The following is a 26,006-nucleotide window of genomic DNA, read 5'->3' as shown; positions in this document are numbered from 1 at the left end:
GGTTGGCGGCACTCAGTGCCGCCGATAGGCCCAATGGTCGACCCCGAGTGCACTCTCCTGAGCCGAATGGGGGAGGGTAGAGACAGTCAGGGCAACCTCGAAGATGAGGCACAACGTCGGTGAGGGAAGACGTGAGCGACAACTCTGTAGTACTGCGGTACGGCGACGGCGAGTACACCTACCCGGTGATTGACAGCACCGTCGGCGACAAGGGCTTCGACATCGGCAAACTCCGGGCCCAGACCGGTCTGGTGACGCTGGACAGCGGCTACGGCAACACCGCCGCGTACAAATCCGCCGTCACCTACCTCGACGGCGAGGCGGGCATCCTCCGCTACCGCGGCTACCCGATCGAGCAGCTGGCCGAGCGCTCCACCTTCCTGGAGGTGGCCTACCTGCTGATCAACGGTGAGCTGCCGACCGTCGACGAGCTCTCGACCTTCAAGAACGACATCACGCAGCACACCCTGCTGCACGAGGACGTCAAGAACTTCTACAAGGGCTTCCCGCGCGACGCCCACCCGATGGCCATGCTGTCGTCGGTCGTCTCGGCGCTGTCCACCTTCTACCAGGACAGCCACAACCCGTTCGACGAGACGCAGCGCAACCTCTCGACGATCCGCCTGCTCGCGAAGCTCCCGACGATCGCGGCGTACGCGTACAAGAAGTCGATCGGCCACCCGTTCGTCTACCCGCGCAACGACCTCGGCTACGTCGAGAACTTCCTGCGGATGACCTTCTCGGTGCCGGCGCAGGACTACGAGCTGGACCCGGTCGTCGTGGCCGCCCTCGACAAGCTGCTGATCCTGCACGCGGACCACGAGCAGAACTGTTCGACGTCGACGGTCCGTCTGGTCGGCTCGTCGCAGGCGAACATGTTCGCGTCGATCTCGGCCGGTATCTCCGCGCTCTGGGGCCCGCTGCACGGCGGCGCCAACCAGTCCGTCCTGGAGATGCTGGAGGGCATCCAGGCGTCCGGCGGTGACGTCGACTCCTTCATCCGCAAGGTGAAGAACAAGGAGGACGGCGTCCGCCTGATGGGCTTCGGCCACCGGGTCTACAAGAACTTCGACCCGCGCGCCAAGATCATCAAGGCCGCCGCGCACGATGTCCTCTCCGCCCTCGGCAAGTCCGACGAGCTGCTGGACATCGCGCTGAAGCTGGAGGAGCACGCGCTCTCCGACGACTACTTCGTCTCGCGCAGCCTCTACCCGAACGTCGACTTCTACACCGGCCTGATCTACCGGGCCATGGGCTTCCCGACCGAGATGTTCACGGTCCTGTTCGCCCTCGGCCGCCTCCCGGGCTGGATCGCCCAGTGGCACGAGATGATCAAGGAGCCGGGTTCCCGCATCGGCCGCCCGCGGCAGATCTACACGGGCGTGGTCGAGCGCGACTTCGTTCCCGTCGAGGAGCGCTGACACCTGCCGGTGGGGGCGCCGTGTGTGCGGTGCCCCGCCGCTGGTTGGGTTGGCTGGGTTTTGGCTGTGTCGCGGCGGGGTTTTTGTGTCGCGGGTGGGGCGGGGCGGCCGGGGGTCCGGGGGTTGCTCCCCGGGTGAGCATGGCCACGGGCGTGGTCGAGCCCGACTTCGTTCCTGTCGAGGAGCGCTGACACCTGCCGGTGGGGGCGCCGTTTTCGCGGTGCCCCGCCGTTGGTTGTGTGGGCTGGGCTTTGGTCGTGTCGCGGGCACGGGCGTCGTGGGGCGTGATCTCGTTCCCGGCGAGGAGTGCTGAGCCTCTTATTCGGAGCCTCGTGCCGGACTTCGGTCGGGTGCGGGGCTCTCGTGTTTGTGCGGGCTGTCGGAAAAGCGCGGGATAACAGAAGGCGCCCTGGCGGCGGTCCCCCCACGGGCCGACGTCCAGGGCGCCTTCCCATGTCCCGGTGCGGATTCCCCCCACGGGATCCGGCCGGGCGTCTGAGAGAGCAGCGCCTGAATTCGCTGTCTTTCGGTACTGCCTTTCGGTACTGCCTTTGAGTAGAACGAACAAAACTCGTCGTACTCATGGTTGGGTGCGATCTGCCGGGACAGCGCACGGTCGGGAGGGCCGCTCAAAGCTTCCCGATGCACGTGCCCCGGCAACGCAACTCTGAGGAAGTCCCCCAAGACATCCCCAGATGCCAGTTGGCGCCCCCCAAGACGCTCCCTGACATCGTCAACTTAGACCTTCGAACCCCTTCGATGGTTACGTTCACATCACTGTGATCTGCGTCTCTTGCATATGTCCGTTAGATGCGCAAGAGCCCCGATATGGCGATCGGGACCCAAGCGTAAGGATGATGCGTGAGCCTTGTGAAGAGCTTATGTGAGCCGGGCGTCGGACTCCAGAGGGGCCAAGCGGGGTTCTTACTACGAATTCACCGGAACGTCCGCAGCCGCAGGCTGTTCGACACCACGAACACGGAGGAGAACGCCATCGCGGCACCCGCGATCATCGGGTTCAACAATCCCGCCGCGGCCAGCGGCAACGCGGCGACGTTGTACCCGAAGGCCCACACGAGATTGCCCTTGATCGTGGCCAGCGTCCGCCGGGACAGCCGGATGGCGTCCGCCGCCACCCGTAGATCACCGCGCACCAGGGTCAGATCGCTCGCCTCGATCGCCGCGTCCGTCCCCGTCCCCATCGCGAGACCCAGATCGGCGGTGGCGAGCGCGGCCGCGTCGTTGACGCCGTCGCCGACCATGGCGACGCACCGGCCCTCGCGCCGCAGCCGCCGTACGGCCTCGACCTTGTCCTCGGGCAGGACCTCCGCGATCACCTGATCGATACCGACCGCGTACGCCACCGCCTCGGCGACCCTCCGGTTGTCCCCGGTCAGCAGCACCGGCGTGAGCCCCAGCGCGCGCAGCTCGCGCACCGCCTCGGCGCTGGTCTCCTTCACCGCGTCCGCGACGGCGACGACACCCCGCGCGGCTCCGTCCCACCCGACCACGACGGCCGTACGACCGTCCCTCTCGGCCTCGTCCCGGGCGCGCGCCAGCTCGGTGGGCAGCGCGTCGAAAAGGCGCCCCACGGCCACGTCATGGCCGTCCACGCACCCGCGTACGCCCCGCCCTGGGACGTTCTCGAACCCCTCGACCTCCGGCAGTCGCCCGAGCCGCTGTTCGGCGCCGGCGGCGACCGCCCGGGCGACGGGGTGCTCGGAGGCGTGCTCCACGGCGCCCGCGAGCCGCAGCACCCGCTCCTCGTCGGCGCCCTCGGCGACGTACACCTTCTGGAGGGTCATCCGGCCGGTGGTGACCGTGCCGGTCTTGTCCAGGACGACGGTGTCGATCCGGCGCGTGGACTCCAGGACCTCGGGGCCCTTGATGAGGATGCCGAGCTGGGCGCCGCGGCCCGTGCCGACCATGAGGGCCGTGGGAGTGGCCAGGCCCAGGGCGCACGGGCAGGCGATGATCAGTACCGCGACGGCCGCGGTGAAGGCGGCGACCGTGTCGTCGGTGATGCCGAGCCAGGCCCCGAAGGTGGCGACCGCGAGGACGATGACCGCCGGTACGAAGACCGCGGAGATCCGGTCGGCGAGCCGCTGTACCTCGGCCTTGCCGTTCTGCGCGTCCTCCACCAGCTTCGCCATCCGCGCGAGCCAGGTGTCGGCGCCGACCCGGGTCGCCTCCACGACGAGCCGCCCGCCGACGTTGACCGTCGCGCCGGTGACCGCGTCGCCGACCGTCACGTCCACCGGCACCGACTCGCCGGTCAGCATGGCGGCGTCGACAGCCGAGGCGCCCTCGACGACGGTGCCGTCGGTGGCGATCTTCTCGCCGGGCCGTACGACGAACCGGTCGCCCACGGCCAGCCGGTCGACCGGGATGCGGACCTCACCGCTGTCGCGCAGTACGGCGACGTCCTTCGCGCCCAGTTCCATGAGGGCGCGCAGGGCCGCACCCGCGCGGCGCTTGGCGCGGGCCTCCAGATAGCGGCCCAGGAGGATGAAGGTGACGACGCCGGAGGCCACTTCGAGGTAGATCTGCGAGGCGCCGTCCGTGCGTGCGACGGTGAACTCGAAGGTGTCGTGCATGCCGGGCATGCCCGCATCACCGAAGAAGAGCGCCCACAGCGACCAGCCGAACGCCGCCAGCGTGCCCATCGAGATCAGCGTGTCCATCGTGGCCGCGCCGTGCCGGGCGTTGGTGAGCGCGGCCCGGTGGAAGGGCAGTCCGCCCCAGACGACGACCGGCGAGGCGAGGGTGAGCGCGAGCCACTGCCAGTTGTCGAACTGCAGGGCCGGGATCATCGACAGTGCGATGACGGGGGCGGCGAGCAGGGCGGAGACGGTGAGGCGTTGGCGGTAGGAGGCCGGTTCGGCGTCTTCCGGGGCCTGCGGCGGCTCTTGCGGCGCGGGCTGCGGGGGCGCCGGCTCCGCGGCGGTGTACCCCGTCCTCTCCACTACGGCGATCAGGTCGGCGACCTCGACGGACGCGGGGTGGGTGACCTTCGCCTTCTCCGTCGCGTAGTTCACCGTGGCGGTCACGCCGTCCATGCGGTTGAGCTTCTTCTCGACGCGGGCCGCACAGGAGGCGCAGGTCATCCCGCCGATGAGCAGCTCGACTTCCGAGGTGGCGGACAGGCCGACCGAGCCGGTCCGGTCGGCTGTGTCCGCGGTGCCGGCGGGAGCGGCTATCGGCGGTTCGTCCGTGGTGCGGGTCATGGCCAGACTCAGGCCTTGCCGACCAGTTCGAAGCCCGCCTCGTCGACGGCCGCGCGCACGGCCTCGTCGTCCAGGGCGGCCGCGGAGACGACCGTGACCTCGCCGGTGGAGGCGACGGCCTTCACCGAGCTGACGCCGGGGAGTTCGGAGATCTCGCCGGAGACGGCGCCCTCGCAGTGTCCACAGCTCATGCCGCTCACCTTGTAGACGGCGGTGACGGAACCCGGGGTGTCGGTCTGGGCGGTCATGTGGTTCTCCTCGTCGAGGCATGTGGGGCCGAGGGGACCTGCGGGTCCCTTCCCCTCAACGGTATACCCCTACGGGGTACTGCTCAAAGAGGGGTGGCCCCTGTCGGTACAGCACGGACGTTCGGTGAGTAGCGCGTTTTCTCCGAGTACCGCGTTTTCGGTGAGTACCGCGTTCTCGCTCCGGGATGCGGGTGTCACGTCGTGGTCCGGGTCGCGTCCGGGCGGCCGAGTCTGCCGCCCACCATCGGGTCGAGGTAGCGGATCAGGGCGTTCTTCAGCTCCTGGACGTAGGCGTCCCGCTCGGCGCCCTCGTGGGCGAGGACCAGCTCCAGGCCCGCCTTGTACAGACCCAGGCACATATGGGCGGTCCGGGCGAGGTCGGCCGGGTCGGCGTCGGGCAGGAACGAGAAGAGCAGGCCCTCTATCCGGGACAGCAGGGTCGCGTGCAGGGCGTCGTGCTCCTCGGCCATCCGGCCGGGGATGTCGGGGCCGTGCATCAGCGCGAAGAACACCGGGTGCTCGCAGTTGAAGGCGATGAACCGGTCGACGGCCGAGCCGACGGCCTCCGCCAGCGGGGTCGCGGGATCGACCGGGGCGAGTGCCTCGCCGTACATCTCGCGCAACTCGTGCATGAGCCGGTCGCCGAGCTCGATGGCGATCGCTTCCTTGTTCGGGAAGAACTGGTACAGCGTGCCCGGTGAGACGCCCGCCTCGCGGGCGATGGCGTTGGTGCTGGCGGCCGTGTAGCCGGTGGTGGTGAAGACGGTGGCCGCGGCCTCGAGCAGCTGGGCGATACGCCGCTCGCCGCGGGCCTGGCGGCGGCGCGGCTGCTCTCTCTCCTGGTGGACCTGGTCGTCCTTCTCCCGGTTGGCGGACACGCGTTATCCCCAGCTCTCCGAACGCGATTGACAAACACGAGTGGTCGCTCGCATTCTGGAGAAACGCGAGCGATCTCTCGTGTTTGCCAGTCTATGGCAGTGACAGCTCCATGCTGCCTTGCTGTGCACGGCATGGATCAGGGTGAAGGGGACACCGCACAATGACCGAAGTCAACAGGCCACCCCGCATCGGAGGCTGGACCCGCTTCGTGACAGCCCGTCCACGGTTGTCGCTGCTCGTGGCCCTGGTGATCACCGCGCTCGCCGTGCTGGCCGGCAGCGGCGTCGCCGACCGGCTGGGCAGCGGCGGCTGGGAGGACCCGGACGCCGAGTCGACCTACGCGACCAAGGCGCTGGAGCGTGAGTTCCCCGCCTCCCAGCCCAACCTCCTGCTCCTTGTGGACGCGGGCAGCGCCTCGGTGGACGACCCGGCGGTCGCCGCGGAGGCCCGGCGCCTCATGGCGCGCCTGGCCGACGAGAAGGGCGTCATGGGCGTCGGCTCCTACTGGCAGGCCAAGTCGCCCGCCCTTCGGGCCGAGGACGGCCATGAGGCGCTGATCGCCGCCCGGATCACCGGCGAAGAGAAGCAGATGGGGGAGACCCTGGACCGCATCGCGCCCGAGTTCCGGGGCGCGCGGGGCCCGGTGGAGGTGAGCGTCGGCGGCCCGGTCGCGGTGCGGCACGAGATGCAGACGATCATCCAGGAGGATCTGCTCCGCGCCGAGATGATCGCCCTGCCGGTCACCCTGGTGCTGCTGGTGATGGTCTTCGGCAGCGCGGTCGCGGCCCTGCTGCCGCTCGGCATCGGCATCGTCGCGATCCTCGGCACGAACGCGGTGCTGCGCGGCCTGACCGAGTTCACCGATGTGTCGGTCTTCGCGATGAACCTCACCACGGCATTGGGCCTCGGTCTCGCCATCGACTACGCCCTGTTCATCGTCCGCCGCTTCCGCGAGGAACTGGCCACCGGCGCCGAACCACTGGCGGCGGTCGGCACGACCCTGCGCACGGCCGGCCGGACGGTCCTCTTCTCCTCCCTCACGGTCGCGGTGTCCCTCGCCGCGATGCTGCTCTTCCCGCAGTACTTCCTGCGCTCCTTCGCCTACGCCGGGATCGCGGTGGTGCTGCTGGCCGCGGCGGCCGCGCTGATCCTTCTCCCGGCGGCACTGGTCCTGCTCGGGCACCGGGTCAACTCCCTGGACCTGCGGCGCCTGTTCCGGCGCGGACGGCGCAAGGAGGACCCCGCGGAGGCGTCCGGTGCGACGCAGGGCCGGGCCTGGACCCGCACCGCGAACCTCGTCATGCGCCGCGCCCCCTTCTTCGCCCTCGGCACCACCGCCGTACTGGTCCTGCTCGGACTGCCCTTCCTGGGCGTGAAGTTCGGCACCGCCGACGACCGTCAGCTGCCGTCGAGCGCCGAGTCCCATGTCGTCCAGCAGCACATCCGCGACGGCTTCCCGGGCAGCCCCGGCGGCGGCCTGGAGGTGCTGGCCGAGGGACGGGCGACGCAGGCGCAGTACGCCGACTACAAGGAGCGGATCGCCGCTCTCCCGGAGGTGGCACGGGTCGACGGGCCGCTGGTGAAGGGCGAGTCGGCCTACTTCACGGTGCTGCCGAAGGGCGAGGCGGTGGACGACCCGGCCCAGCGCCTGGTCGGTGAACTGCGGGCCACCGAGGCGCCGTTCGACACCAAGGTGACCGGCGCGGCTGCGGTCCTGGTCGACTCCAAGGACGCGATAGCCGAACACCTGCCGGCGGCGGCCGCCTTCATCGTGATCGTCACTCTGCTGCTGGTGTTCCTGCTGACGGGCAGTGTGCTGATCCCGATCCAGGCCGTGGTGCTCAACGCACTCAGCCTGACGGCGATGTTCGGCGCCGTGGTCTGGGTCTTCCAGGACGGCCATCTGTCCGGCCTGCTCGGCTTCACCAGCCCGGGCTCGATCGAGACGACCCTCCCGGTGCTCATGTTCTGCGTCGCCTTCGGTCTGTCGATGGACTACGGCGTGTTCCTGCTGTCCCGCATCAAGGAGGAGTACGACTCGACGGGCGACCACGACAAGGCGGTCCGGCACGGACTGCAGCGCACCGGCGGTCTGATCACCGCCGCCGCGGTGATCCTCGCGGTGGTGATGGTGGCGATAGGCACCTCCCGGGTGACCAACACCAAGATGCTCGGCCTCGGCATCGCCCTGGCGGTCCTGATGGACGCGATGATCGTCCGCAGCCTTCTGGTCCCGGCGGTCATGCGTCTCACGGGGCGGGCGACCTGGTGGGCGCCGGGGCCGCTACGGCGGTTCCACAGCCGCTTCGGCCTCAGCGAGGAGGAGCCGAAGGCGGCTGCGGCGCCCGAGCCCGCACAGGAGCGGGACAAGGTGAGCGCACACGGCTGACCTCACAGCGCACCCCGGCCGATCGCGCGGGCGTCGGCGCCGTACCGCGAACCCGATGGAGCGTCTACCGTTCGCGATGATCTCCGTGCAAGGGGCGCGGCCGAGAGGAGACCGGGATGCGGGCAGTCGTGTTCGAGCGGTACGGGGAACAGGCCGAGGTACGCGACGTGCCCGACCCGCACCCCGCCCCCCACGGAGTGACCGTGCGGGTCGAGGCGACGGGGCTGTGCCGCAGCGACTGGCACGGCTGGCAGGGACACGACCCGGACATCACGCTGCCGCATGTGCCGGGCCATGAACTGGCCGGTGTCGTCGAGGCGGTGGGCGACCGGGTGACCGGCTGGCGCCCCGGCGACCGGGTCACCGTGCCGTTCGTGTGCGCCTGCGGCGGCTGCGGGGCGTGTGCGGCGGGCGACCAGCAGGTGTGCGAGCGCCAGACTCAGCCCGGCTTCACCCACTGGGGATCCTTCGCTCAGTACGTCGCGTTGGACCACGCCGACGTCAATCTCGTCGCCGTACCCGACGGGATGTCCTTCGCGACGGCGGCCTCGCTGGGCTGCCGCTTCGCCACGGCGTTCCGGGCGGTCGTGCAGCAGGGCCGGGTGGCGGCGGGGGAGTGGGTCGCGGTGCACGGCTGCGGCGGGGTGGGTCTGTCGGCGGTGATGATCGCGGCGGCGTCGGGCGCGCGGGTCGTCGCGGTCGACGTCTCACCTGGGGCCCTGGACCTGGCGCGGAAGTTCGGGGCGACGGAGTGCGTGGACGCGTCGAGCACGCCGGACACGGCGGCGGCGATCCAGGACCTCACCGGCGGCGGCGCCCACCTCTCCCTGGACGCCCTCGGCTCGCCCGTGACCTGCGCCGCCTCCGTCAACGGCCTGCGCCGCCGGGGCCGGCACATCCAGGTGGGCCTGCTGCCCTCCGAGTCCGGCACGACCCCGGTCCCCATGGCCCGCGCCATCGCCCTGGAGCTGGAGATCCTGGGCAGTCACGGCATGGCGGCGCACACCTACCCGCCGATGCTGGAGCTGGTGCGGGCGGGGGTGCTGCGGCCTGATCTGCTGGTGACACAGACGATCCCGTTGGACGCGGTGCCGTCGGCGCTGGCGGCGCTCGGGACGGCGCCGGGGGCGGGGGTGACGGTCATCGAGCCGTGGAGCTGAGGGCAGTGTGCGGGTGGCCGCGGTGGGTGGCCCACTCGGGGGCGAGGATCGCCATCCGCACCTCGTCGACCCACTCGCCCGACTGCCACACCGACTGCCGGTCGACACCCTCGGCGACGAAGCCCACCTTCTCGTAGGCGCGCCGGGCGCGGGGGTTGTGGGACAGGACGTGCAACGAGACGCGATGCAGCCCGAGTTGCTCGAAGGCATGGCCCACGATCAGCCTGACCGCTTCCGTGCCCAGCCCGCGGTCGCGCCCGTCCGGGCCTATCAGTATGCGGAAGTTGGAGCTGCGGTTGGGCTCGTCCCAGTGGTTCAGGACAGCCTCGCCGACGAGTTCGCCGCTCGCCCGGTCCACGACGGCGAGGTCGAGTCGGTCGGCCTGGTCGTTCCGGCTCCCGTACCAGGCGCGCAGCCGGTCCAGCCCGAACTCCTCCTCGGGACTGCCGGTGAGCCGAACCACCTCGGGGTCGGACAGGATCCGCGCCATCACGGGCACGTCCTCCTCCGCGAAGGGACGCAAGAGCGCCCTCTCGCCGCGGAGTACGGGTTTCACGGAGAAGTCGCTCATGGAGCGACTGTGCCCCACGTCAAAGGTGGGGCACAGCTGGTTTTCCGGGAGGTCAGTCCGATCTGCGACCTCGGTTGCCCGGCCGGGACGCCACCCAGGCCCGCACGGTGTCCGCGTACCAGAAGGGCTTGCCGCTCTCCACATGGTCGGGCGGCGGCAGCAGCCCGTGCTTGCGGTAGGACCGTACGGTGTCCGGCTGCACCTTGATGTGCGCGGCGATCTCCTTGTAGGACCAGAGCCTTCGGTCGGTCATCACTTGCACCTCCCCGCGCGCGCCGCGGCGGCGACCGGGGGCTGGTCGTCGGGGGGACCGTGCGCTGCGCTGGCGATCACAAAGCCTGTGCTCCGTGAACGAGGTGGAGTGAGCAGAGGACAGGGCCTGTGCGCCGGGTGTGACACGCGACCCGCGTACTTGGGACATGTGTGACGTGAAAGGTGCGCTTGTGACAGAGGTGACGCAAAGGCGCACGTGGGCGTAAGGGCGCGGCGCGTTGACAACCGTCGCCGACGCAGTCGACGCAACGGTGGCCCGGAGCTGCTGCGCCGGGCCCGGCCCACCGGCTCCACCACCCATCTGCAACGCCCTGAAGGGCGCGGGGAACTGCGCGACCAGCCCCCACGACCTGCACGCGACAAACGGCCTTGGTTCGAATGTCTGGACAAAACATTGACAGGCCTCCCCCACCAGGGCTACAAAGCCGGGGAGAGCCGATGCACACCGTCGGCCCAAGAGCCGCGACAAGGGAGACAGAGGGAAGCCGATGGCGTACGACCTGATCACCATGGGGCGGATCGGAGTGGACCTCTACCCCCTGCAGACCGGCGTCCCACTGCCGCAGGTCACGTCCTTCGGCAAGTTCCTCGGCGGCTCGGCGACGAACGTCGCGGTCGCCGCCGCCCGCCTGGGACGGCGAACCGCGGTGATCACCCGCACCGGCGACGACCCCTTCGGTACCTATCTCCACGAGGCCCTCCAGGGCTTCGGCGTCGACGACCGCTGGGTCACCCCGGTCCCGGGTCTGCCCACCCCGGTCACCTTCTGCGAGGTCTTCCCGCCAGACGACTTCCCGCTGTACTTCTACCGCCGGCCCAAGGCCCCGGACCTGGAGATCGACGCCCACGAGCTCGACCTGGACGCCATCCGCGACGCCCGGATCTTCTGGGTCACCGGCACCGGCCTGAGCGAGGAGCCCAGCCGCACGGCGACGCTCGCGGCCCTCGCCCACCGCGCCAGGTCCGGCATCACGGTCTTCGACCTCGACTGGCGCCCCATGTTCTGGAACGGCGACAGCAGCGGCGACAGCCGTGGGCCCGACGCCGCTCGCCCCTTCTACGCGGAGGCGCTCAAGCACACCACCGTCGCCGTCGGCAACCTCGACGAGGTGGAGGTCGCGACCGGTGTCCGCGAGCCGCACGCCGCCGCCCGCGCGCTTCTCGACGCAGGTGTCGAGATCGCGGTCGTCAAGCAGGGCCCCAAGGGTGTTCTCGCCGTCAACAGCAAGGGCGACCAGGCCGAGGTCCCGCCGCTGCCCGTGAACGTCCTCAACGGCCTCGGCGCGGGCGACGCCTTCGGCGGCTCCCTCTGCCACGGGCTGCTCGAAGGCTGGGAACTGGAGAAGATCATGCGGCACGCCAACGCCGCCGGCGCCATCGTCGCCTCCCGCCTGGAGTGCTCCTCCGCGATGCCGACACCGCAGGAGATCGAGGCCGCGATCGCCGCGGGGGCCGTCAAGTGAACGCCGAAGCCCGCGAGACCGGCGAGACCCGCGAGGCCCGCGAGGCCCGCGAAACGAGCCGCCCCGTGACCGTGGACATCGCGGAACTGGTCCGGCTGCGCACCCAGCGCCCCGAGGCGGTCGCGGAGGCCGCGGCCGACCGCAGGCGCAGGCCTCTCCTCGACGACAGCGGCCGCCTGATGATCGTCGCCGCCGACCACCCGGCCCGCGGCGCCCTCGGCGTCGGCGACCGCAAGCTCGCCATGGCCAACCGCGCCGACCTGCTCGAACGTCTCTGCCTGGCGCTCTCCCGCCCCGGCGTGGACGGCGTCCTCGCCACCGCCGACATCCTCGACGACCTCCTGCTGCTCGGCGCGCTCGACGGCAAGGTCGTCATGGGTTCGATGAACCGCGGCGGCCTCCAGGGCGCGAGCTTCGAGCTCGACGACCGCTTCACCGGCCACCGCGCCGAGGACATCGAGCGGCTGCGCTTCGACGCCGGCAAGCTGCTCCTGCGCGTCGACTACGACGACCCGGGCTCCCTCACCACGCTGGAGTCCACCGCCCGCGCGATCGACGAGATGGCCGCCCGCCGGCTCCCGGTCTTCGTCGAGCCGTTCCTCAGCCGGCGCACCCCCGAGGGCAAGGTCGTCAACGACCTGTCCGCCGAGGCCGTCACCAAGTCCATCGCCATCGCCTCAGGCCTCGGCGGCACCTCGGCCTACACCTGGCTGAAGCTCCCGGTCACCGAGAACCCCGACGACATGGCCGAGGTCATGCAGACCTCCACGCTGCCGGCCGTGCTGCTCGGCGGCGAGGTCGGCGACGATCAGGACGGGGCGTACGAGAAGTGGCGCGGCGCGCTGCAACTGCCCACCGTGCGGGGCCTCGTGGTGGGCCGCTCGTTGCTCTACCCGGCGGACGGGGACGTGGCCGCCGCCGTCGACACCGCCGTAGGACTGCTGTGAGGCCCCATGACCACGAGCCGTACGTCCCGCCGCGCAGGGCCACAAGCCTGTGCCGACCCTCGGCCACTACACGAGCGTCCCGTACACGCACGTCCCGTAGTTCCCCGTCGGCACCCCCAGCGGAGCGCCGACGCACAGATCGCCTCCGGCGCGGGTGGCCGCTTTGCTTTGGCAGGAGCGAAGTGCGAGCGAAGACTCCCCGCCCGCTACGGCCCCGCGCCGGAGGTCCCCGTCGAGGTGCGCGGCAGTGGCGGCTGCCTGCGCCATGCGCGCAACTTCGCCTCCGCCGACGCCTGTGACTGCGACTGCGACTGCGACAAGCTCATCGCCGTCGAAGTGATCACCCCCGGCGGCAACTGGTCCTCCTACCCGCCGCACAAGCACGACGCGACGCGGCCCGGCGAGGAGTCCGAGCTGGAGGAGATCTACTACTTCGAGATCGACGGCCCGAACGGTTTCGGCCATCAGCGCGTATTCCCCTCGCGTGAGGGCGGATCCGACGACCTCGCGGAGGTCCGCACCGGCGACGCCGTCCTCGTCCCCGACGGATGGCACGGCCCGTCGATCGCCCAGCCAGGCCACGACATGTACTACCTCAATGTCATGGCGGGTCCGGGCGAGACCAGACAGTGGCGGATCTGCTTCCATCCGGACCACGTAGAGAGCACAGAGGGGTACCGATGACCTCAACGACGAGGCTCACGGTCGCACAGGCGCTCGTCCGCTTCCTGTCCGCCCAGTACACCGAGCGCGACGGCGTACGCCAGCGCCTGATCGGCGCCACCTGGGGCATCTTCGGCCACGGCAACGTCGCCGGGATCGGGCAGGCGCTCGTCGAGTACGCCGACGAGATGCCGTACCACCAGGGCCGCAACGAACAGTCGATGGTGCACGCGGCGGTCGGTTACGCCCGCCAGTCGAACCGCCTCCGCACCCACGCGGTCACCACGTCCATCGGCCCCGGCGCGACCAACCTCGTCACCGGCGCCGCCCTCGCCACCGTCAACCACCTCCCGGTCCTGCTCCTCCCCGGCGACGTCTTCGCCGCCCGCCCCGCCGACCCGGTCCTCCAGCAGCTCGAAGTGCCGTACGCCGGCGATGTGTCGGTCAACGACTGTCTGCGCCCGGTGTCGAGGTACTTCGACCGGATCACGCGTCCGGAAGCCCTGATTCCCTCGGCTCTCCAGGCCATGCGGGTCCTCACCGACCCCGTCGAGACCGGTGCCGTGACGCTGGCGCTTCCGCAGGACGTGCAGGCGGAGGCGTACGACTGGCCGGACGACTTCTTCGCCGAGCGCACCTGGGTGGTCCGCCGCCCGGGCGCCGACCCGACCGAACTCGCCGAGGCGGTGACGGCGATCAGGTCCGCCCGCAGGCCGCTGGTCATCGCGGGCGGCGGCGTCCACCACAGCCGCGCCGAGGAGGCCCTCGCGGAGTTCGCTGAGGTCACCCGCATCCCCGTCGCCTCCACCCAGGCCGGCAAGGGCTCCCTGCGCTTCGACCACCCCCAGGACGTCGGCGGGATCGGCCACACCGGCACCGCCACCGCCGACGAACTCGCCCGCACCGCCGACCTGGTCATCGGCGTGGGGACCAGGTACACCGACTTCACCACCGCCTCCGGCACCCTCTTCGCCGACCCCGCAGTCCGCTTCCTCAACCTCAACATCGCGCCCTACGACGGCCACAAGCTCGCCGGTATGCCGCTGATCGCGGACGCCCGCAGCGGCCTGCAGGAGCTGACCGAGGCCCTGGACATGCACGCGTACCGGGTGTCCGACGGCTACCGCACCGAGTACACCGAGGACAAGGAACGCTGGGAGCAGCGCGTCGACGCCTGCTTCGAGGCCGAGGAGATCGACGTACGGCCGACACAGCCGCAGGTCATCGGGGCCCTGGACGCTCTGGTGGACGAGAGCGACATCATCATCAACGCGGCCGGCTCCCTCCCCGGCGATCTGCACAAGCTGTGGCGGGCGCGCTCGCGGGACCAGTACCACCTGGAGTACGGCTACTCCTGCATGGGCTACGAGATCCCGGCCGCGCTCGGCGTGAAGCTGGCCGCACCCGAGCGCAACGTGTGGGCGCTGGTGGGCGACGGCACGTATCTGATGATGCCGACGGAGATCGTGACCGCCGTGCAGCAGGGCGTCGCGATCAAGGTGTTGCTCGTGCAGAACCACGGGTACGCGTCCATCGGCGGCCTGTCGGCTGAGACGGGTGCCGAGCGCTTCGGCACGGCGTACCGCTTCCGTGCGGAGGACGGCACGTTCTCGGGTCCCCCGCTCCCCGTCGACCTGGCCGCCAACGCGGCCAGCCTGGGCATGCGGGTGCTGCGCGCGAAGACCGTGGGTGGTCTTCGTGAGGCGCTCGTCGAGGCCCGTGCCGCCGACACTCCCACATGTGTCTACGTCGAGACCCAAACGGCAGACACAGTGTCGGGCGCGCCGCCCGCGCAGGCCTGGTGGGATGTTCCCGTGGCCGAGACCGCGACCCGACCGTCGGCGGTCAAGGCACGTGAGCTGTACGAACGGCACGTCTCGACCCGACGCCGCCATCTTTGAAGGAGTTACCGGGCATGACGAAGATCGTCAACCACTGGATCGGCGGCAAGACCGCCGAAGGCGCGTCGGGCACATACGGGCCGGTCACCGACCCGGCGACCGGCGCGGTCACCACGAAGGTCGCGTTCGCCTCCGTCGAGGAGGTGGACGCCGCGGTCGCCGCCGCCAAGGAGTCGTACCTGACCTGGGGCCAGTCCTCGCTGGCCCAGCGCACCTCGATCCTGTTCAAGTTCCGCGCCCTGCTGGACGCCAACCGGGACGAGATCGCCGAGCTGATCACCGCCGAGCACGGCAAGGTGCACTCGGACGCCCTCGGTGAGGTGGCGCGCGGCCTGGAGATCGTCGACCTGGCCTGTGGCATCAGCGTGCAGCTGAAGGGCGAGCTGTCGACGCAGGTCGCGAGCCGCGTGGACGTCTCCTCGATCCGGCAGCCGCTGGGCGTCGTCGCGGGCATCACGCCGTTCAACTTCCCGGCGATGGTGCCGATGTGGATGTTCCCCATGGCCATCGCGTGCGGCAACACCTTCGTGCTCAAGCCGAGCGAGAAGGACCCGTCGGCCTCGATCAAGATCGCCGAGCTGCTGGCCGAGGCCGGCCTGCCGGACGGCGTCTTCAACGTCGTGCACGGCGACAAGGTGGCCGTGGACCGCCTCCTGGAGCACCCGGACGTCAAGGCCGTCTCCTTCGTCGGCTCGACCCCGATCGCGCGCTACATCCACACCACCGCGTCCGCGAACCACAAGCGCGTCCAGGCCCTGGGCGGCGCCAAGAACCACATGCTGGTCCTCCCGGACGCCGACCTGGACGCGGCCGCCGACGCCGCCGTGTCGGCCGCCTACGGCTCGGCCGGCGAGCGCTGCATGGCCATCTCCGCCGTCGTCGCGGTCGGCTCGATCGGCGACGAGCTGGTGGAGAAGATCCGCGAGCGCGCCGAGAAGATCAAGATCGGCCCCGGCAATGACCCGACGTCCGAGATGGGTCCGCTGATCACCGCCGTGCACCGCGACAAGGTGGCGTCCTATGTCGAGGGCGCCGCGGCCGAGGGCTGCGAGGTCGTGCTCGACGGCACCGGGTACACGGTCGACGGCTTCGAGGACGGCCACTGGATCGGCATCTCCCTGCTCGACAAGGTACCGACCACCGCGAAGGCGTACCAGGACGAGATCTTCGGCCCGGTCCTGTGCGTGCTGCGCGCCGAGACCTACGAGGACGGCGTGGCGCTGATCAACAGCTCGCCGTTCGGCAACGGCACCGCGATCTTCACCCGGGACGGCGGCGCCGCCCGCCGCTTCCAGCTGGAGATCGAGGCCGGCATGGTCGGCGTGAACGTCCCGATCCCGGTCCCCGTCGGCTACCACAGCTTCGGCGGCTGGAAGGACTCCCTCTTCGGCGACCACCACATCTACGGCAACGACGGCACGCACTTCTACACCCGCGGCAAGGTCGTCACCACCCGCTGGCCCGACCCGGCCGACGCGCCGATCGGCGTCGATCTCGGGTTCCCGCGCAACCACTGACACCGAGCGTCCCGGGGCCGTCCGCATCGCGGACGGCCCCATTTTTTTGCGGGCGCGCGCTGCGGTTCCCGCAACCCCCCGAAGCCGCTGTGCTCCAAGCCTTCACGCAACGCTAACGCGCGAAAAGGCGATCTACGGCCACGGATTTCGTAGGTGAACACCCATTGACGCGACGGTTTCCGTCGATGTTGCATCCCCCTCGTGACCGACACCCTCACCCCCGTCGAGGGCGCCGCAGTCGAGGCGTCGGACGGCCCCAAGAAGCTCAAGCGCTCGATCGGCGTGATCGGCGGCACCCTGCTCACGCTCTCCTGCGTGACGCCCGCCTCCACGCTGTTCGTGGTCGTCCCCGACCTGTTCGGCTCGCTCGGCACCGCCACCGCCCTCACCATCGCCATCGGCTCCCTGCTGTGCGTCGCCGTGGCGTTCTGCTACTCGGAGCTGGGCACCCTCATCCCCAGCGCCGGCGGCGAGTACGCCATGGTGTCCACGCTGGCCGGACGGCTTACGGGCTGGCTCGTCTTCGTGCTGTCCCTGCTGGTCGTCATGATCGTCCCGCCGGTGATCGCGATGGGCACCGCCGACTACCTCGCCCCGATCGTCCACCTCGACCCGGCCATGACCGGCGCCGGCGTCATGCTGCTCGCCACCCTCGCCGGCCTGCTCGACCTGCGCGCCAACGCCTGGATCACCGGCGTCTTCCTGGTCCTTGAGGTCATCGCCGCGGCCGTGGTGGCGGTGCTGGGCTTCGCCCACGCCGAGCGCGGCCCCGCGAGCCTGGTCTCGATGGAGGTGGCCGGCGCGGACGGCCGTACGGACACCGTGACGGCCCTGCTGATCGTCTCCGGGCTCGCCATCGCCCTCTTCGTCACCCAGGGCTTCTCGACCGCCGTCTACCTCTCCGAGGAATTGGAGAACCCGCGCCGCAACGTCGCCCGCACGGTCCTTGCCACCCTCGCCATCTCCACCGTGATCATCCTGGTCCCGGTCGCCGCCATCACCCTGGGCGCGTCGAACGTGGAGGAACTCACCGGCGGTGACATCTCCGCCATGGTCACCGCCTGGTCCAACTCCGCCGTCGGCACCTTCGTCAGCCTCTGCGTGGCCCTCGCGATCATCAACGCGGGCATCGTCATGGTCATCCAGAACTCCCGCGTACTGTTCGCCTCGGCCCGCGACAAGGCCTGGCCCGAGCCGGTGAACGACGTCCTCGCCAAGCTCGGCCGCTTCGGATCCCCTTGGGTCGCCACCCTCGCGGTCGGCGTGCCAGGAGCGGCCCTGTGCTTCGTAGATCTCGACACCCTGTACGGCGTCACGGGCGTCTCGGTGACCGGCATGTACCTGCTCGTCGCGATCGCCGCGCTGGCGGCCCGCCGCGGCGCCCACGAGCACACCCCGGCATGGCGGATGCCGCTGTGGCCCGCGGTGCCGGTCCTGCTGATCGTGGTCCTCGCGTACATCCTGAGCCGGCAGGAGACGAGCTATCTGCTCTGGACGGGTGGCATCACGGCGGTCGCGACCCTGTACTGGGCGCTGTACCTCCGCCCCCGTGGGGAAACACGCTGGTTGGTATCGATCCCGGAGGCCTGAGCGCCCAAAGGGGCGCGGGGATCTGCGCGATCAACCACACCGCGAACCTGCGGTCGGCCGACAACAGACCGCCCGAGCTCTCACCGCCGTACCACGAACGCGGTAGACAAATCCCCCGCCGTACCCCCACAGAAGGCCCCGGGATTCAGACTTCGGTCGATAACGTGCCGACAGGTTCACCCCGTACCGTTGACGCATGGATCTTCGACTGCCCGGACTGCGAGGGCGCGTCCGCGGGCCGCGACGGTGGATCGCCGCCGCGGCCGCGGCCGTCGTCCTCGCCGGCGCCGGTACATGGACGGCCGTCGCCGACGACGACGCGCCGCCGGTGCGCAGCACCGACCGGGTGTTGGACATGGGCGACGGGGTGCGCATCGACACCTCGTACTTCACGGCGGGATCCGGCGGCCGCCGCCCAGCCGTCCTGCTCGCGCACGGCTTCGGCGGCAGCAAGGACGACGTACGGCAGCAGGCCGAGGACCTGGCCCGGGACGGGTATGCCGTCCTGACCTGGTCGGCCCGCGGCTTCGGGCGGTCCACCGGCGAGGTCGGGCTGAACGACCCCGAGGGCGAGGTCGCCGACGTCTCCCGGCTGCTGGACTGGCTGGCGAAGCAGCCCCAGGTGGAGCTCGACAAGGCCGGCGACCCGCGCGTCGGCATGGCCGGTGGCTCCTACGGCGGCGCGATCTCCCTGCTGGCCGCCGGATACGACGACCGCGTGGACGCCATCGCCCCGGCGATCACCTACTGGAACCTCGCGGACGCCCTCTTCCCGAACGGCGTGTTCAAGAAGCTCTGGGCGGGCATCTTCGTCAACTCGGCCGGCGGCTGCGACAAGTTCGAGAACCAGATCTGCGCGATGTACGACCGGGTCGCCGAGTCCGGCACCCCGGACGCGCAGGCCCGCAGCATGCTGGAGGAGCGCTCACCGTCCGCCGTCGGCGACCGGATCAAGGTCCCCACCCTCCTGATGCAGGGTCAGTCCGACTCCCTCTTCCCGCTCGGCCAGGCCGACCGGGCCGCGAAGGCGATCCGTGCCAACGGCGCCCCGGTCGACGTCGACTGGATCGCCGGCGGCCATGACGGCGGCGACATGGAGACGGGCCGGATCCAGGCCCGGGTCCAGTCCTGGTTCGACCGCTACCTCAAGGACGACAAGGGCGCCGACACAGGCCCCGCCTTCCGTGTCACGCGTACCGGAGGCGTCGACTCCACCGACGGCCAGGCTCTGCTGCGGGGCGCGAGCGCGGACTCCTACCCCGGCCTGGAGAGCGGCCCGAAGTCCTTCCGCCTCACCGGCGGCGAGCAGAGCTTCGCCAACCCGGCCGGTGCCAGCCCGCCCGCGGTCTCGGCCCTGCCCGGCCTCGGCGGCTCCGGCGGCCTGGCCCAGCTGTCCTCGCTCGGCGTCGGAGTGTCCCTGGACTTCCCGGGCCAGTTCGCCGCCTTCGAGTCGGCGCCGGTCACCGACAACCTGCGCATCACCGGCTCCCCGAAGGCGACCGTCCATGTGAAGTCGACCAGCGAGGACGCGGTGGTCTTCGCCAAGGTCTACGACGTCGGCCCCGACGGCACCCAGCAGGTGCTGCCGTCCCAGCTGGTCACACCCTTGCGCGTCGAGGACGCCAAGGCCGGCAAGGACGTGACGATCACGCTCCCCGCCATCGACCACGACATCGAGAGCGGCCACCGTCTGCGCCTGGTCGTCTCCTCCACCGACCTCGGCTACGCCTCGCCGGCCGCCCCGGCGACGTACACCGTCTCCCTGAAGGGCGACCTGACGGTCCCGACGGCCCCCGGCGTGAGCACCGCCGCCGCCCCGCTGCCGTCCTGGGTGTGGTGGCTGCCGGTCACGAGCGCGGCGATCGCCCTGGCCCTGCTGCTGACGGCCCGCCGCCGCACCGCCACCCCCGCGCCCGACCCCGAACTGGCCGAAGTGCCGCTCCAGATCACCGACCTGAGCAAGCGGTACGCGGGTTCGGAGGACCGTTACGCGGTACGGGACCTGTCCTTCCGCGTGGAGAAGGGCCAGGTCCTCGGCCTCCTGGGCCCCAACGGCGCGGGCAAGACCACGACACTCCGCATGCTGATGGGCCTGATCAAGCCGGACGCCGGTGAGATCCGCGTCTTCGGCCACGCCATCCGCCCCGGCGCGCCCGTCCTCTCCCGGGTCGGCGCCTTCGTCGAGGGCGCGGGCTTCCTGCCGCACCTCTCCGGCCGGGAGAACCTGGAGCTGTACTGGCAGGCCACCGGCCGCCCGGCCGAGGACGCCCACCTCGACGAGGCGCTGGAGATCGCCGGCCTCGGCGACGCACTGGCCCGCGCGGTGCGCACGTACTCCCAGGGCATGCGCCAGCGCCTGGCCATCGCCCAGGCCATGCTGGGAATGCCGGACCTCCTCATCCTCGACGAACCGACCAACGGCCTCGATCCGCCCCAGATCCGCGAGATGCGCCAGGTGATGATCCGCTACGCCGCCGCCGGCCGCACGGTGATCGTCTCCAGCCATCTCCTGGCGGAGGTCGAGCAGTCCTGCACCCACCTCGTGGTGATGGACCGCGGCCGCCTGGTGCAGGCCGGCCCGGTCCACGAGATCATCGGCTCGGGCGACACACTGCTCGTCGGCACGGCCGCGTCCGTGGAGGAGCCGGTCGTCGAGAAGGTCGCCGCTTTGCCGGGCGTGGCCTCGGCGGTACGCACCGACGACGGACTGCTCGTCCGCCTCGACCCGGACGGCAGCGCGGCGCGCCTGGTCGCCGAACTGGTCCGCCTCGAAGTGCCCGTCCAGGCGGTCGGCCCGCACCGCCGCCTGGAAGACGCCTTCCTCACCCTGATCGGAGGCTCCGCATGAGCACGCTCACCGAGCGCACCGAGGTCGCCTCCGGCTACCGGGCGGGCAGTACGCTGCCCCTGCGCGTCGAGCTGGTCCGCCAGCTGAAGCGGCGCCGCACGCTGGTGATGTTCGGCATCCTGGCCGTGCTGCCGTTCGTCCTCGTCGCCGCGTTCGCGATCGGCGGCGAGCCGGACGCCGGCGGCAACCGGATCACCCTGATGGACACGGCCACGGCGTCCGGCGCGAACTTCGCCGCCGTCAACCTGTTCGTCTCCGCGGGCTTCCTGCTGGTGATCCCCGTGGCGCTGTTCTGCGGGGACACGGTGGCGTCGGAGGCCAGCTGGTCCTCCCTGCGCTACCTCCTCGCGGCGCCCGTGCCCCGGATGCGTCTGCTGTGGTCCAAGCTCGTGGTCGCGCTGGGCCTCAGCCTGGCCGCGATGGTGCTGCTGCCGCTGGTGGCGCTGGCCGTCGGTACGGCGGCGTACGGCTGGGGCCCCTTGCAGATCCCGACCGGCGGCTCGCTGGACACGGGAACGGCGGCGCAACGCCTGCTGGTAGTGGTGGCGTACATCTTCGTGTCCCAACTGGTCACCGCGGGACTGGCGTTCTGGCTGTCGACCAAGACCGACGCCCCGCTCGGCGCGGTCGGCGGCGCGGTGGGTCTGACCATCGTCGGCAACGTCCTCGACGCGGTGACGGCGCTCGGCGACTGGCGTCACTTCCTGCCCGCGCACTGGCAGTTCGCGTGGGCGGACGCCGTACAGCCCACTCCCGAGTGGTCCGGCATGATCCAGGGCACGGCGATTTCCGTAACGTACGCCCTGGTCCTGTTCGCGCTGGCCTTCCGCGGTTTCGCCCGCAAGGACGTCGTGTCATAGGTCACCGGAAGATCACGCACCGGTCTCGACGGGCGGTCCCCGTGCCCTCTTCGAGACGCATCCGCAACGCTCCGTAACGCACGTTCCGGCCCCCCGGCCCGTCACAGTCACAGAAAGCCGACGTCAACGGACCAAGGGGGCACGGAAGATGGAGCGACACCGAATACGAGGGCTCCTCGCACTCACCGCGGCGGCGGGCCTGCTGCTCACGGGCTGCGGCGCGGGGGACAGCGGGGGTTCCAACGCGGACAACAGCACCTACCCCACCGGCGGCCTCCCGGCCCCCGACTACAACGACGGCACGGACGAACACAAGAACACGGACGGCGACTCGGAGTCCCGCGAGTTCGCGCCGGCCCCCGACCACCTCTCCACCTTCGCCCTCGACGTCGACACCGCCTCCTACGGCTACGCCCGCCGCACCCTCGCCGAGGGCCGCCTGCCGGACCCCTCGACGGTCCGCCCCGAGGAGTTCGTCAACAGCTTCCGCCAGGACTACGACCGCCCCGACGGCAACGGCTTCTCCGTCACGGTCGACGGCGCCCGCACCGCGGACGAGAACTGGTCCCTGGTCCGCGTGGGCCTGGCCACCCGCCCCGCCCCACCCGCCGGCGAACGCCCGCCCGCGGCCCTCACCTTCGTCATCGACATCTCGGGCTCCATGGCCGAACCGGGCCGCCTCGACCTGGCCAAGGATGCCCTCGACGTGATGACGAACCGGTTGGGCGACGACGACTCGGTGGCGATCGTCACCTTCAGCGACGAGGCGGAGCGGGTCCTGCCGATGACCCGTGTGGGCGGCCACCGGGAGGAGATCCACGAAGCGACCGCCACCCTGGAGCCCACGGACTCGACCAACCTCGGCGCAGGCGTGGAGAGGGGCTATGAAACGGCCGTGGAGGGCCTCCGCGAGGGCGCCACGAACCGCGTCGTACTGATCTCCGACGCCCTCGCCAACACCGGCGACACCGACCCGGACACCATCCTCGAACGCATCGCGTCCGAACGCCGCGAGCACGGCATCACCCTCTTCGGGGTGGGCGTCGGCAGCGACTACGGCGATGCCCTGATGGAACGCCTCGCGGACCGGGGCGACGGCCACACGGCGTACGTCTCGACGTCCGACGAGGCCCGTGAGCTCTTCTGCGACGACCTTCCGCGCAACATCGACCTGACCGCCCGTGACGCCAAGGCCCAGATCGCCTTCGACCCGGCGACGGTGTCCGACTTCCGCCTCATCGGCTACGACAACCGTGAGGTGGCCGACGACGACTTCCGCGACGACAGCGTCGACGGCGGCGAGGTCGGTCCCGGCCATACGGTGACCGCCCTCTACGCCGTCCACACCCGGCCCGGCACCGAGGGGCACCTCGCCACGGCGAGCGTCCGCTGGCTGGACCCCGGGACGCGGGCGCCGCACGAGGAGTCGGGGCGTCTGGAGACCGGCTCCCTCCAGCCCTCCGTCTGGGCCGCGAGCCCCCGCTTCCAGGTCACGGCCACGGCGGCGTACTTCGCCGACGCGCTGCGACGAGGGGCGGACACCTGGACGGCCCTTCCCGGAGCGTCACCTCTTCCCCAACTGGCCGACCGGGCCCGTGAGTTGGCGACGAGGACGGAGGACAAGGAGGTACACAACCTGGCCAACGCGATCCAGCAGGCCAACACCCTGTCGTCCCAGACCTGACGCCCCCACCAGGGGGCTCCGCCCCCTGGACCCCCGTCGGCCCTGAAGGGGCCTCGTCCTCAAACGCCGGACGGGCTGGGAGTGCCTGGACGGGCGTCGAGAAGTGCCCCCAGCGGATAGTTGGGGCGCGTAGCCCCCACCGGCCGGCAGTCGCGTACGGCGGCAAGGGGACGTGCCGGGGGGTGTCCGCCCGCAGCGGCGGGCGTCAACGAACAGCACCTCTCTGCCCGACGGCAACCGCCCGACCGAGGACGGACACCCCCCGGCACGGCCCCGACCCACCCACCAAACCGTCGGCGCTACGCGCACCCCCACCCCACCCGCACAGGCCGCCGCAGGCATTGACCCCCAGCTACGCACGAGTAAGTTGACTCCCCAGTAAGTCCAACTGGCACCGGGAGCCGACATGGGCGTACGCAAGGATCTGAAGCGGGCGAAGCAGCGCACCGACCTGATGGACCGCGCCAGGGTCGAGATCGTCAAGGACGAGCACGGCGTGGTCCGCGAGGCCCGGACCGCACCCCTCGCCCCCCACCCCACCACCGGCAGCATCGCCGACCTGCCCTTCACCAACGCCGCCGAGGACCCCACCGCCGTCGTCCTCCGGCGCCCCCGGAGCGGCAGCGCCTGGCAGCCGATCACCGCCGCCGACTTCGCCCGCGAAGTCACCGCCGTCGCCAAGGGCCTGATCGCCGCCGGTCTCGAACCCGGCGGTCGCGTGGCCGTCATGTCCCGCACCCGCTACGAGTGGACCGTCCTCGACTTCGCCATCTGGGCGGCCGGCGGCCAGACCATCCCGATCTACGCCACCTCCTCCGCCGACCAGGTCGAATGGATAGTCCGCGACTCGGGCGCCCACTACGTCATAACCGAGACGGAAGAGAACACCGAGACGGTCACCACAGCCACCGCCGGTCATCAACAGCGCCCTCGAACATGGCAGTTGGAGGGCGAAGAAGCCGCCCAAGCCCTCCAGGCCCTCACCACCCTCGGCCGCCACCTCCCCGACGAAGACGTCACCAAGCGCCGCGCGGCCCTCACCCCCGACACCATCGCCACCGTCTGCTACACCTCCGGCACCACCGGCAGACCGAAGGGCTGCGTCCTCACCCACGCCAACCTCCACGCCGAGGCCGCCAACACGGTCGAACTGCTGCACCCGATCTTCAAGGAGGTCACCCACCAGACCGCCTCGACCCTCCTCTTCCTCCCCCTCGCCCACATCCTCGGCCGCAGCCTCCAGATCGCCTGTCTGATGGCCCGCATAGAGATCGGCCACTGCCCCAGCATCAAGCCCGAAGAACTCCGCCCGGCCCTCAAGGAGTTCCGCCCCACGTTCCTCGTCGGCGTCCCGTACCTCTTCGAGAAGATCCACGACACCGGCCGGGCGACCGCCGAGAAGATGGGCCGCGCCGCCTCCTTCGACCGCGCCGACCGCATCGCCGTCCGCTTCGGCGAGGCCTACCTGCACAAGTTCCTCGGCACCCGCAAGGGCCCCGGCCCCGGCCTCTACGCCGCCTGGGCCCTGTACGACCTTCTCGTCTACCGCCGCGTCCGCAAGGAACTCGGCGGCCGCATGAGCTACGCCATCAGCGGCGGCTCCCCCCTCGACCGCAACCTCAACCTGTTCTTCTACGCCGCCGGCATCATCGTCTACGAGGGCTACGGTCTGACGGAGACGACGGCCGCCGCCACCATCGTCCCGCCCCTGAAACCCCGTCCGGGCACCGTCGGCCGGCCCGTCCCCGGCACGGCCGTCCGCATCGCCGACGACGGCGAGGTCCTCATCAAGGGTGGCATCGTCTTCGGCTCGTACTGGAACAACCCGGCCGCCACGGACGCCGTGCTCCAGGACGACTGGTTCGCCACCGGCGACCTCGGCGCCCTGGACGAGGACGGCTACCTCACCATCACTGGCCGCAAGAAGGACATCCTCGTCACCTCCGGCGGCAAGAACGTCTCCCCGGCCGTTCTGGAGGACCGTCTGCGCAGCCGCTCACCGATCGGCCAGTGCCTCGTCGTCGGCGACAACCGGCCCTTCATCGGCGCCCTGGTCACCCTCGACCCGGACGCCGTCGCACACTGGCTCGCCGTACGCGGGATGCCCGCCGACACCCCGCTGCCCGAGGTGATCCGGGACCCCCGCATGCGCGCCGACGTCCAGAAGGCGGTCGACTACGCCAACGAGGCCGTCTCCCGGGCCGAGTCGATCCGCGCGTTCGTCCTGGTCGAGGGCGAGTTCAACGAGGACAACGGCATGCTCACCCCGTCCCTGAAGCTCAAACGGCACGCGGTGACGACGGCGTACGCGGACGAGATCGAGACGCTGTATCGCAGCTGACGACCCGCAGCCGGCGGCCCGTTC

17 protein-coding genes and 1 pseudogene are annotated in these 26,006 nt (G+C 70.7%); 13 read left to right on the top strand and 5 right to left on the bottom strand.

What is annotated here, in order from left to right; translation table 11 throughout:
• Positions 1-131 precede the first annotated feature (131 nt).
• Positions 132-1,421 carry a citrate synthase gene (locus ACZ7NC_RS07935; RefSeq protein ID WP_471485923.1) on the top strand — a complete coding sequence of 430 codons (1,290 nt, stop codon included), beginning with the start codon at positions 132-134 and terminating at the stop codon, positions 1,419-1,421.
• Positions 1,422-2,356: 935 nt separating this feature from the next.
• On the opposite strand, the gene ACZ7NC_RS07930 is transcribed toward ACZ7NC_RS07935, so the two are convergent.
• The 3 genes from ACZ7NC_RS07930 to ACZ7NC_RS07920 all read right to left on the bottom strand — a co-directional run bounded on the left by ACZ7NC_RS07930 (position 2,357) and on the right by ACZ7NC_RS07920 (position 5,774).
• Positions 2,357-4,648 carry a heavy metal translocating P-type ATPase gene (locus tag ACZ7NC_RS07930; protein WP_471485921.1) on the bottom strand — a complete coding sequence of 764 codons (2,292 nt, stop codon included), beginning with the start codon at positions 4,646-4,648 and terminating at the stop codon, positions 2,357-2,359.
• Positions 4,649-4,656: 8 nt separating this feature from the next.
• A complete protein-coding gene (locus ACZ7NC_RS07925; protein ID WP_471485919.1) occupies positions 4,657-4,896 on the bottom strand; it encodes a heavy-metal-associated domain-containing protein in 240 nt (79 codons plus the stop codon).
• A gap of 194 nt (positions 4,897-5,090) precedes the next feature.
• Positions 5,091-5,774, bottom strand: a complete 684-nt coding sequence (locus tag ACZ7NC_RS07920) for a TetR/AcrR family transcriptional regulator (RefSeq protein WP_471485918.1) — start codon at positions 5,772-5,774, stop codon at positions 5,091-5,093.
• Between the two features lie 161 nt (positions 5,775-5,935).
• On the opposite strand from ACZ7NC_RS07920, the gene ACZ7NC_RS07915 reads away from it, so the two are divergent.
• A complete protein-coding gene (locus ACZ7NC_RS07915) occupies positions 5,936-8,164 on the top strand; it encodes an MMPL family transporter (protein ID WP_471485916.1) in 2,229 nt (742 codons plus the stop codon).
• A gap of 116 nt (positions 8,165-8,280) precedes the next feature.
• Positions 8,281-9,324, top strand: coding sequence for a zinc-dependent alcohol dehydrogenase family protein (locus tag ACZ7NC_RS07910; protein WP_471485914.1), 1,044 nt, complete (start codon positions 8,281-8,283; stop codon positions 9,322-9,324).
• On the opposite strand, the gene ACZ7NC_RS07905 is transcribed toward ACZ7NC_RS07910, so the two are convergent.
• Together ACZ7NC_RS07905 and ACZ7NC_RS07900 are read right to left on the bottom strand one after the other, a co-directional pair.
• Entirely contained in the window at positions 9,305-9,895 is a 591-nt protein-coding gene (locus ACZ7NC_RS07905; protein WP_471485912.1) for a GNAT family N-acetyltransferase, read from the bottom strand. The genes ACZ7NC_RS07910 and ACZ7NC_RS07905 overlap by 20 nt on opposite strands.
• A gap of 52 nt (positions 9,896-9,947) precedes the next feature.
• Positions 9,948-10,148: a helix-turn-helix transcriptional regulator gene (locus ACZ7NC_RS07900; RefSeq protein ID WP_362382724.1), complete on the bottom strand. Its 201-nt coding sequence runs from the start codon at positions 10,146-10,148 to the stop codon at positions 9,948-9,950.
• A gap of 508 nt (positions 10,149-10,656) precedes the next feature.
• Here ACZ7NC_RS07900 and iolC point away from each other — a divergent pair.
• The 10 genes and pseudogenes from iolC (at position 10,657) to ACZ7NC_RS07850 (ending at position 25,982) form a co-directional block, all read left to right on the top strand.
• Entirely contained in the window at positions 10,657-11,631 is a 975-nt protein-coding gene (iolC, locus tag ACZ7NC_RS07895) for a 5-dehydro-2-deoxygluconokinase (RefSeq protein WP_471485910.1), read from the top strand.
• A gap of 65 nt (positions 11,632-11,696) precedes the next feature.
• The gene (locus ACZ7NC_RS07890; RefSeq protein ID WP_471486272.1) at positions 11,697-12,578 is read left to right on the top strand and encodes a Cgl0159 family (beta/alpha)8-fold protein; all 882 of its coding nucleotides are present in this window, start codon (positions 11,697-11,699) and stop codon (positions 12,576-12,578) included.
• 120 nt (positions 12,579-12,698) lie between these two features.
• A pseudogene (locus ACZ7NC_RS07885) lies at positions 12,699-13,262 on the top strand (5-deoxy-glucuronate isomerase); the annotation flags it as partial.
• Positions 13,259-15,142, top strand: a complete 1,884-nt coding sequence (iolD, locus tag ACZ7NC_RS07880) for a 3D-(3,5/4)-trihydroxycyclohexane-1,2-dione acylhydrolase (decyclizing) (RefSeq protein ID WP_471485908.1) — start codon at positions 13,259-13,261, stop codon at positions 15,140-15,142. The pseudogene ACZ7NC_RS07885 and the gene iolD, both read left to right, overlap by 4 nt.
• Positions 15,143-15,156: 14 nt before the next feature.
• Positions 15,157-16,659 (top strand): CoA-acylating methylmalonate-semialdehyde dehydrogenase, encoded by a 1,503-nt coding sequence (mmsA, locus tag ACZ7NC_RS07875; RefSeq protein ID WP_471485906.1) that lies wholly within the window; start codon positions 15,157-15,159, stop codon positions 16,657-16,659.
• A 201-nt stretch (positions 16,660-16,860) separates the two neighbouring features.
• Positions 16,861-18,249 (top strand): APC family permease, encoded by a 1,389-nt coding sequence (locus ACZ7NC_RS07870; RefSeq protein ID WP_471485904.1) that lies wholly within the window; start codon positions 16,861-16,863, stop codon positions 18,247-18,249.
• Positions 18,250-18,445: 196 nt separating this feature from the next.
• Positions 18,446-21,097: a CocE/NonD family hydrolase gene (locus ACZ7NC_RS07865; protein ID WP_471485902.1), complete on the top strand. Its 2,652-nt coding sequence runs from the start codon at positions 18,446-18,448 to the stop codon at positions 21,095-21,097.
• On the top strand, positions 21,094-21,957 hold the full coding sequence (locus ACZ7NC_RS07860; protein WP_471485900.1) for an ABC transporter permease: 864 nt from the start codon (positions 21,094-21,096) through the stop codon (positions 21,955-21,957). Before ACZ7NC_RS07865 ends, ACZ7NC_RS07860 begins: the two co-directional genes overlap by 4 nt.
• Before the next feature lie 148 nt (positions 21,958-22,105).
• A complete protein-coding gene (locus tag ACZ7NC_RS07855; RefSeq protein WP_471485898.1) occupies positions 22,106-23,641 on the top strand; it encodes a vWA domain-containing protein in 1,536 nt (511 codons plus the stop codon).
• A gap of 406 nt (positions 23,642-24,047) precedes the next feature.
• Entirely contained in the window at positions 24,048-25,982 is a 1,935-nt protein-coding gene (locus ACZ7NC_RS07850; protein ID WP_471485896.1) for an AMP-dependent synthetase/ligase, read from the top strand.
• Positions 25,983-26,006: the final 24 nt, after the last annotated feature.

The organism is Streptomyces sp. NPDC111802, assembly GCF_055634335.1.
The sequence above is the reverse complement of the archived record's forward strand: the minus strand, read 5'-3'. Positions and strand labels throughout refer to the sequence as shown.

What these genes read in the sequence shown, in the direction of transcription:
- ACZ7NC_RS07860 (WP_471485900.1), top strand. Translation starts at nt 21,094, where the DNA reads ATGAGCACGCTCACCGAGCGCACCGAGGTCGCCTCCGGCTACCGGGCG.
- iolD (WP_471485908.1), top strand. Translation starts at nt 13,259, where the DNA reads ATGACCTCAACGACGAGGCTCACGGTCGCACAGGCGCTCGTCCGCTTC.
- ACZ7NC_RS07865 (WP_471485902.1), top strand. Translation starts at nt 18,446, where the DNA reads ATGGATCTTCGACTGCCCGGACTGCGAGGGCGCGTCCGCGGGCCGCGA.
- ACZ7NC_RS07905 (WP_471485912.1), bottom strand. Translation starts at nt 9,895, where the DNA reads ATGAGCGACTTCTCCGTGAAACCCGTACTCCGCGGCGAGAGGGCGCTC.
- iolC (WP_471485910.1), top strand. Translation starts at nt 10,657, where the DNA reads ATGGCGTACGACCTGATCACCATGGGGCGGATCGGAGTGGACCTCTAC.
- ACZ7NC_RS07900 (WP_362382724.1), bottom strand. Translation starts at nt 10,148, where the DNA reads ATGACCGACCGAAGGCTCTGGTCCTACAAGGAGATCGCCGCGCACATC.
- ACZ7NC_RS07915 (WP_471485916.1), top strand. Translation starts at nt 5,936, where the DNA reads ATGACCGAAGTCAACAGGCCACCCCGCATCGGAGGCTGGACCCGCTTC.
- ACZ7NC_RS07855 (WP_471485898.1), top strand. Translation starts at nt 22,106, where the DNA reads ATGGAGCGACACCGAATACGAGGGCTCCTCGCACTCACCGCGGCGGCG.
- ACZ7NC_RS07930 (WP_471485921.1), bottom strand. Translation starts at nt 4,648, where the DNA reads ATGACCCGCACCACGGACGAACCGCCGATAGCCGCTCCCGCCGGCACC.
- ACZ7NC_RS07925 (WP_471485919.1), bottom strand. Translation starts at nt 4,896, where the DNA reads ATGACCGCCCAGACCGACACCCCGGGTTCCGTCACCGCCGTCTACAAG.
- ACZ7NC_RS07910 (WP_471485914.1), top strand. Translation starts at nt 8,281, where the DNA reads ATGCGGGCAGTCGTGTTCGAGCGGTACGGGGAACAGGCCGAGGTACGC.
- mmsA (WP_471485906.1), top strand. Translation starts at nt 15,157, where the DNA reads ATGACGAAGATCGTCAACCACTGGATCGGCGGCAAGACCGCCGAAGGC.
- ACZ7NC_RS07850 (WP_471485896.1), top strand. Translation starts at nt 24,048, where the DNA reads ATGGGCGTACGCAAGGATCTGAAGCGGGCGAAGCAGCGCACCGACCTG.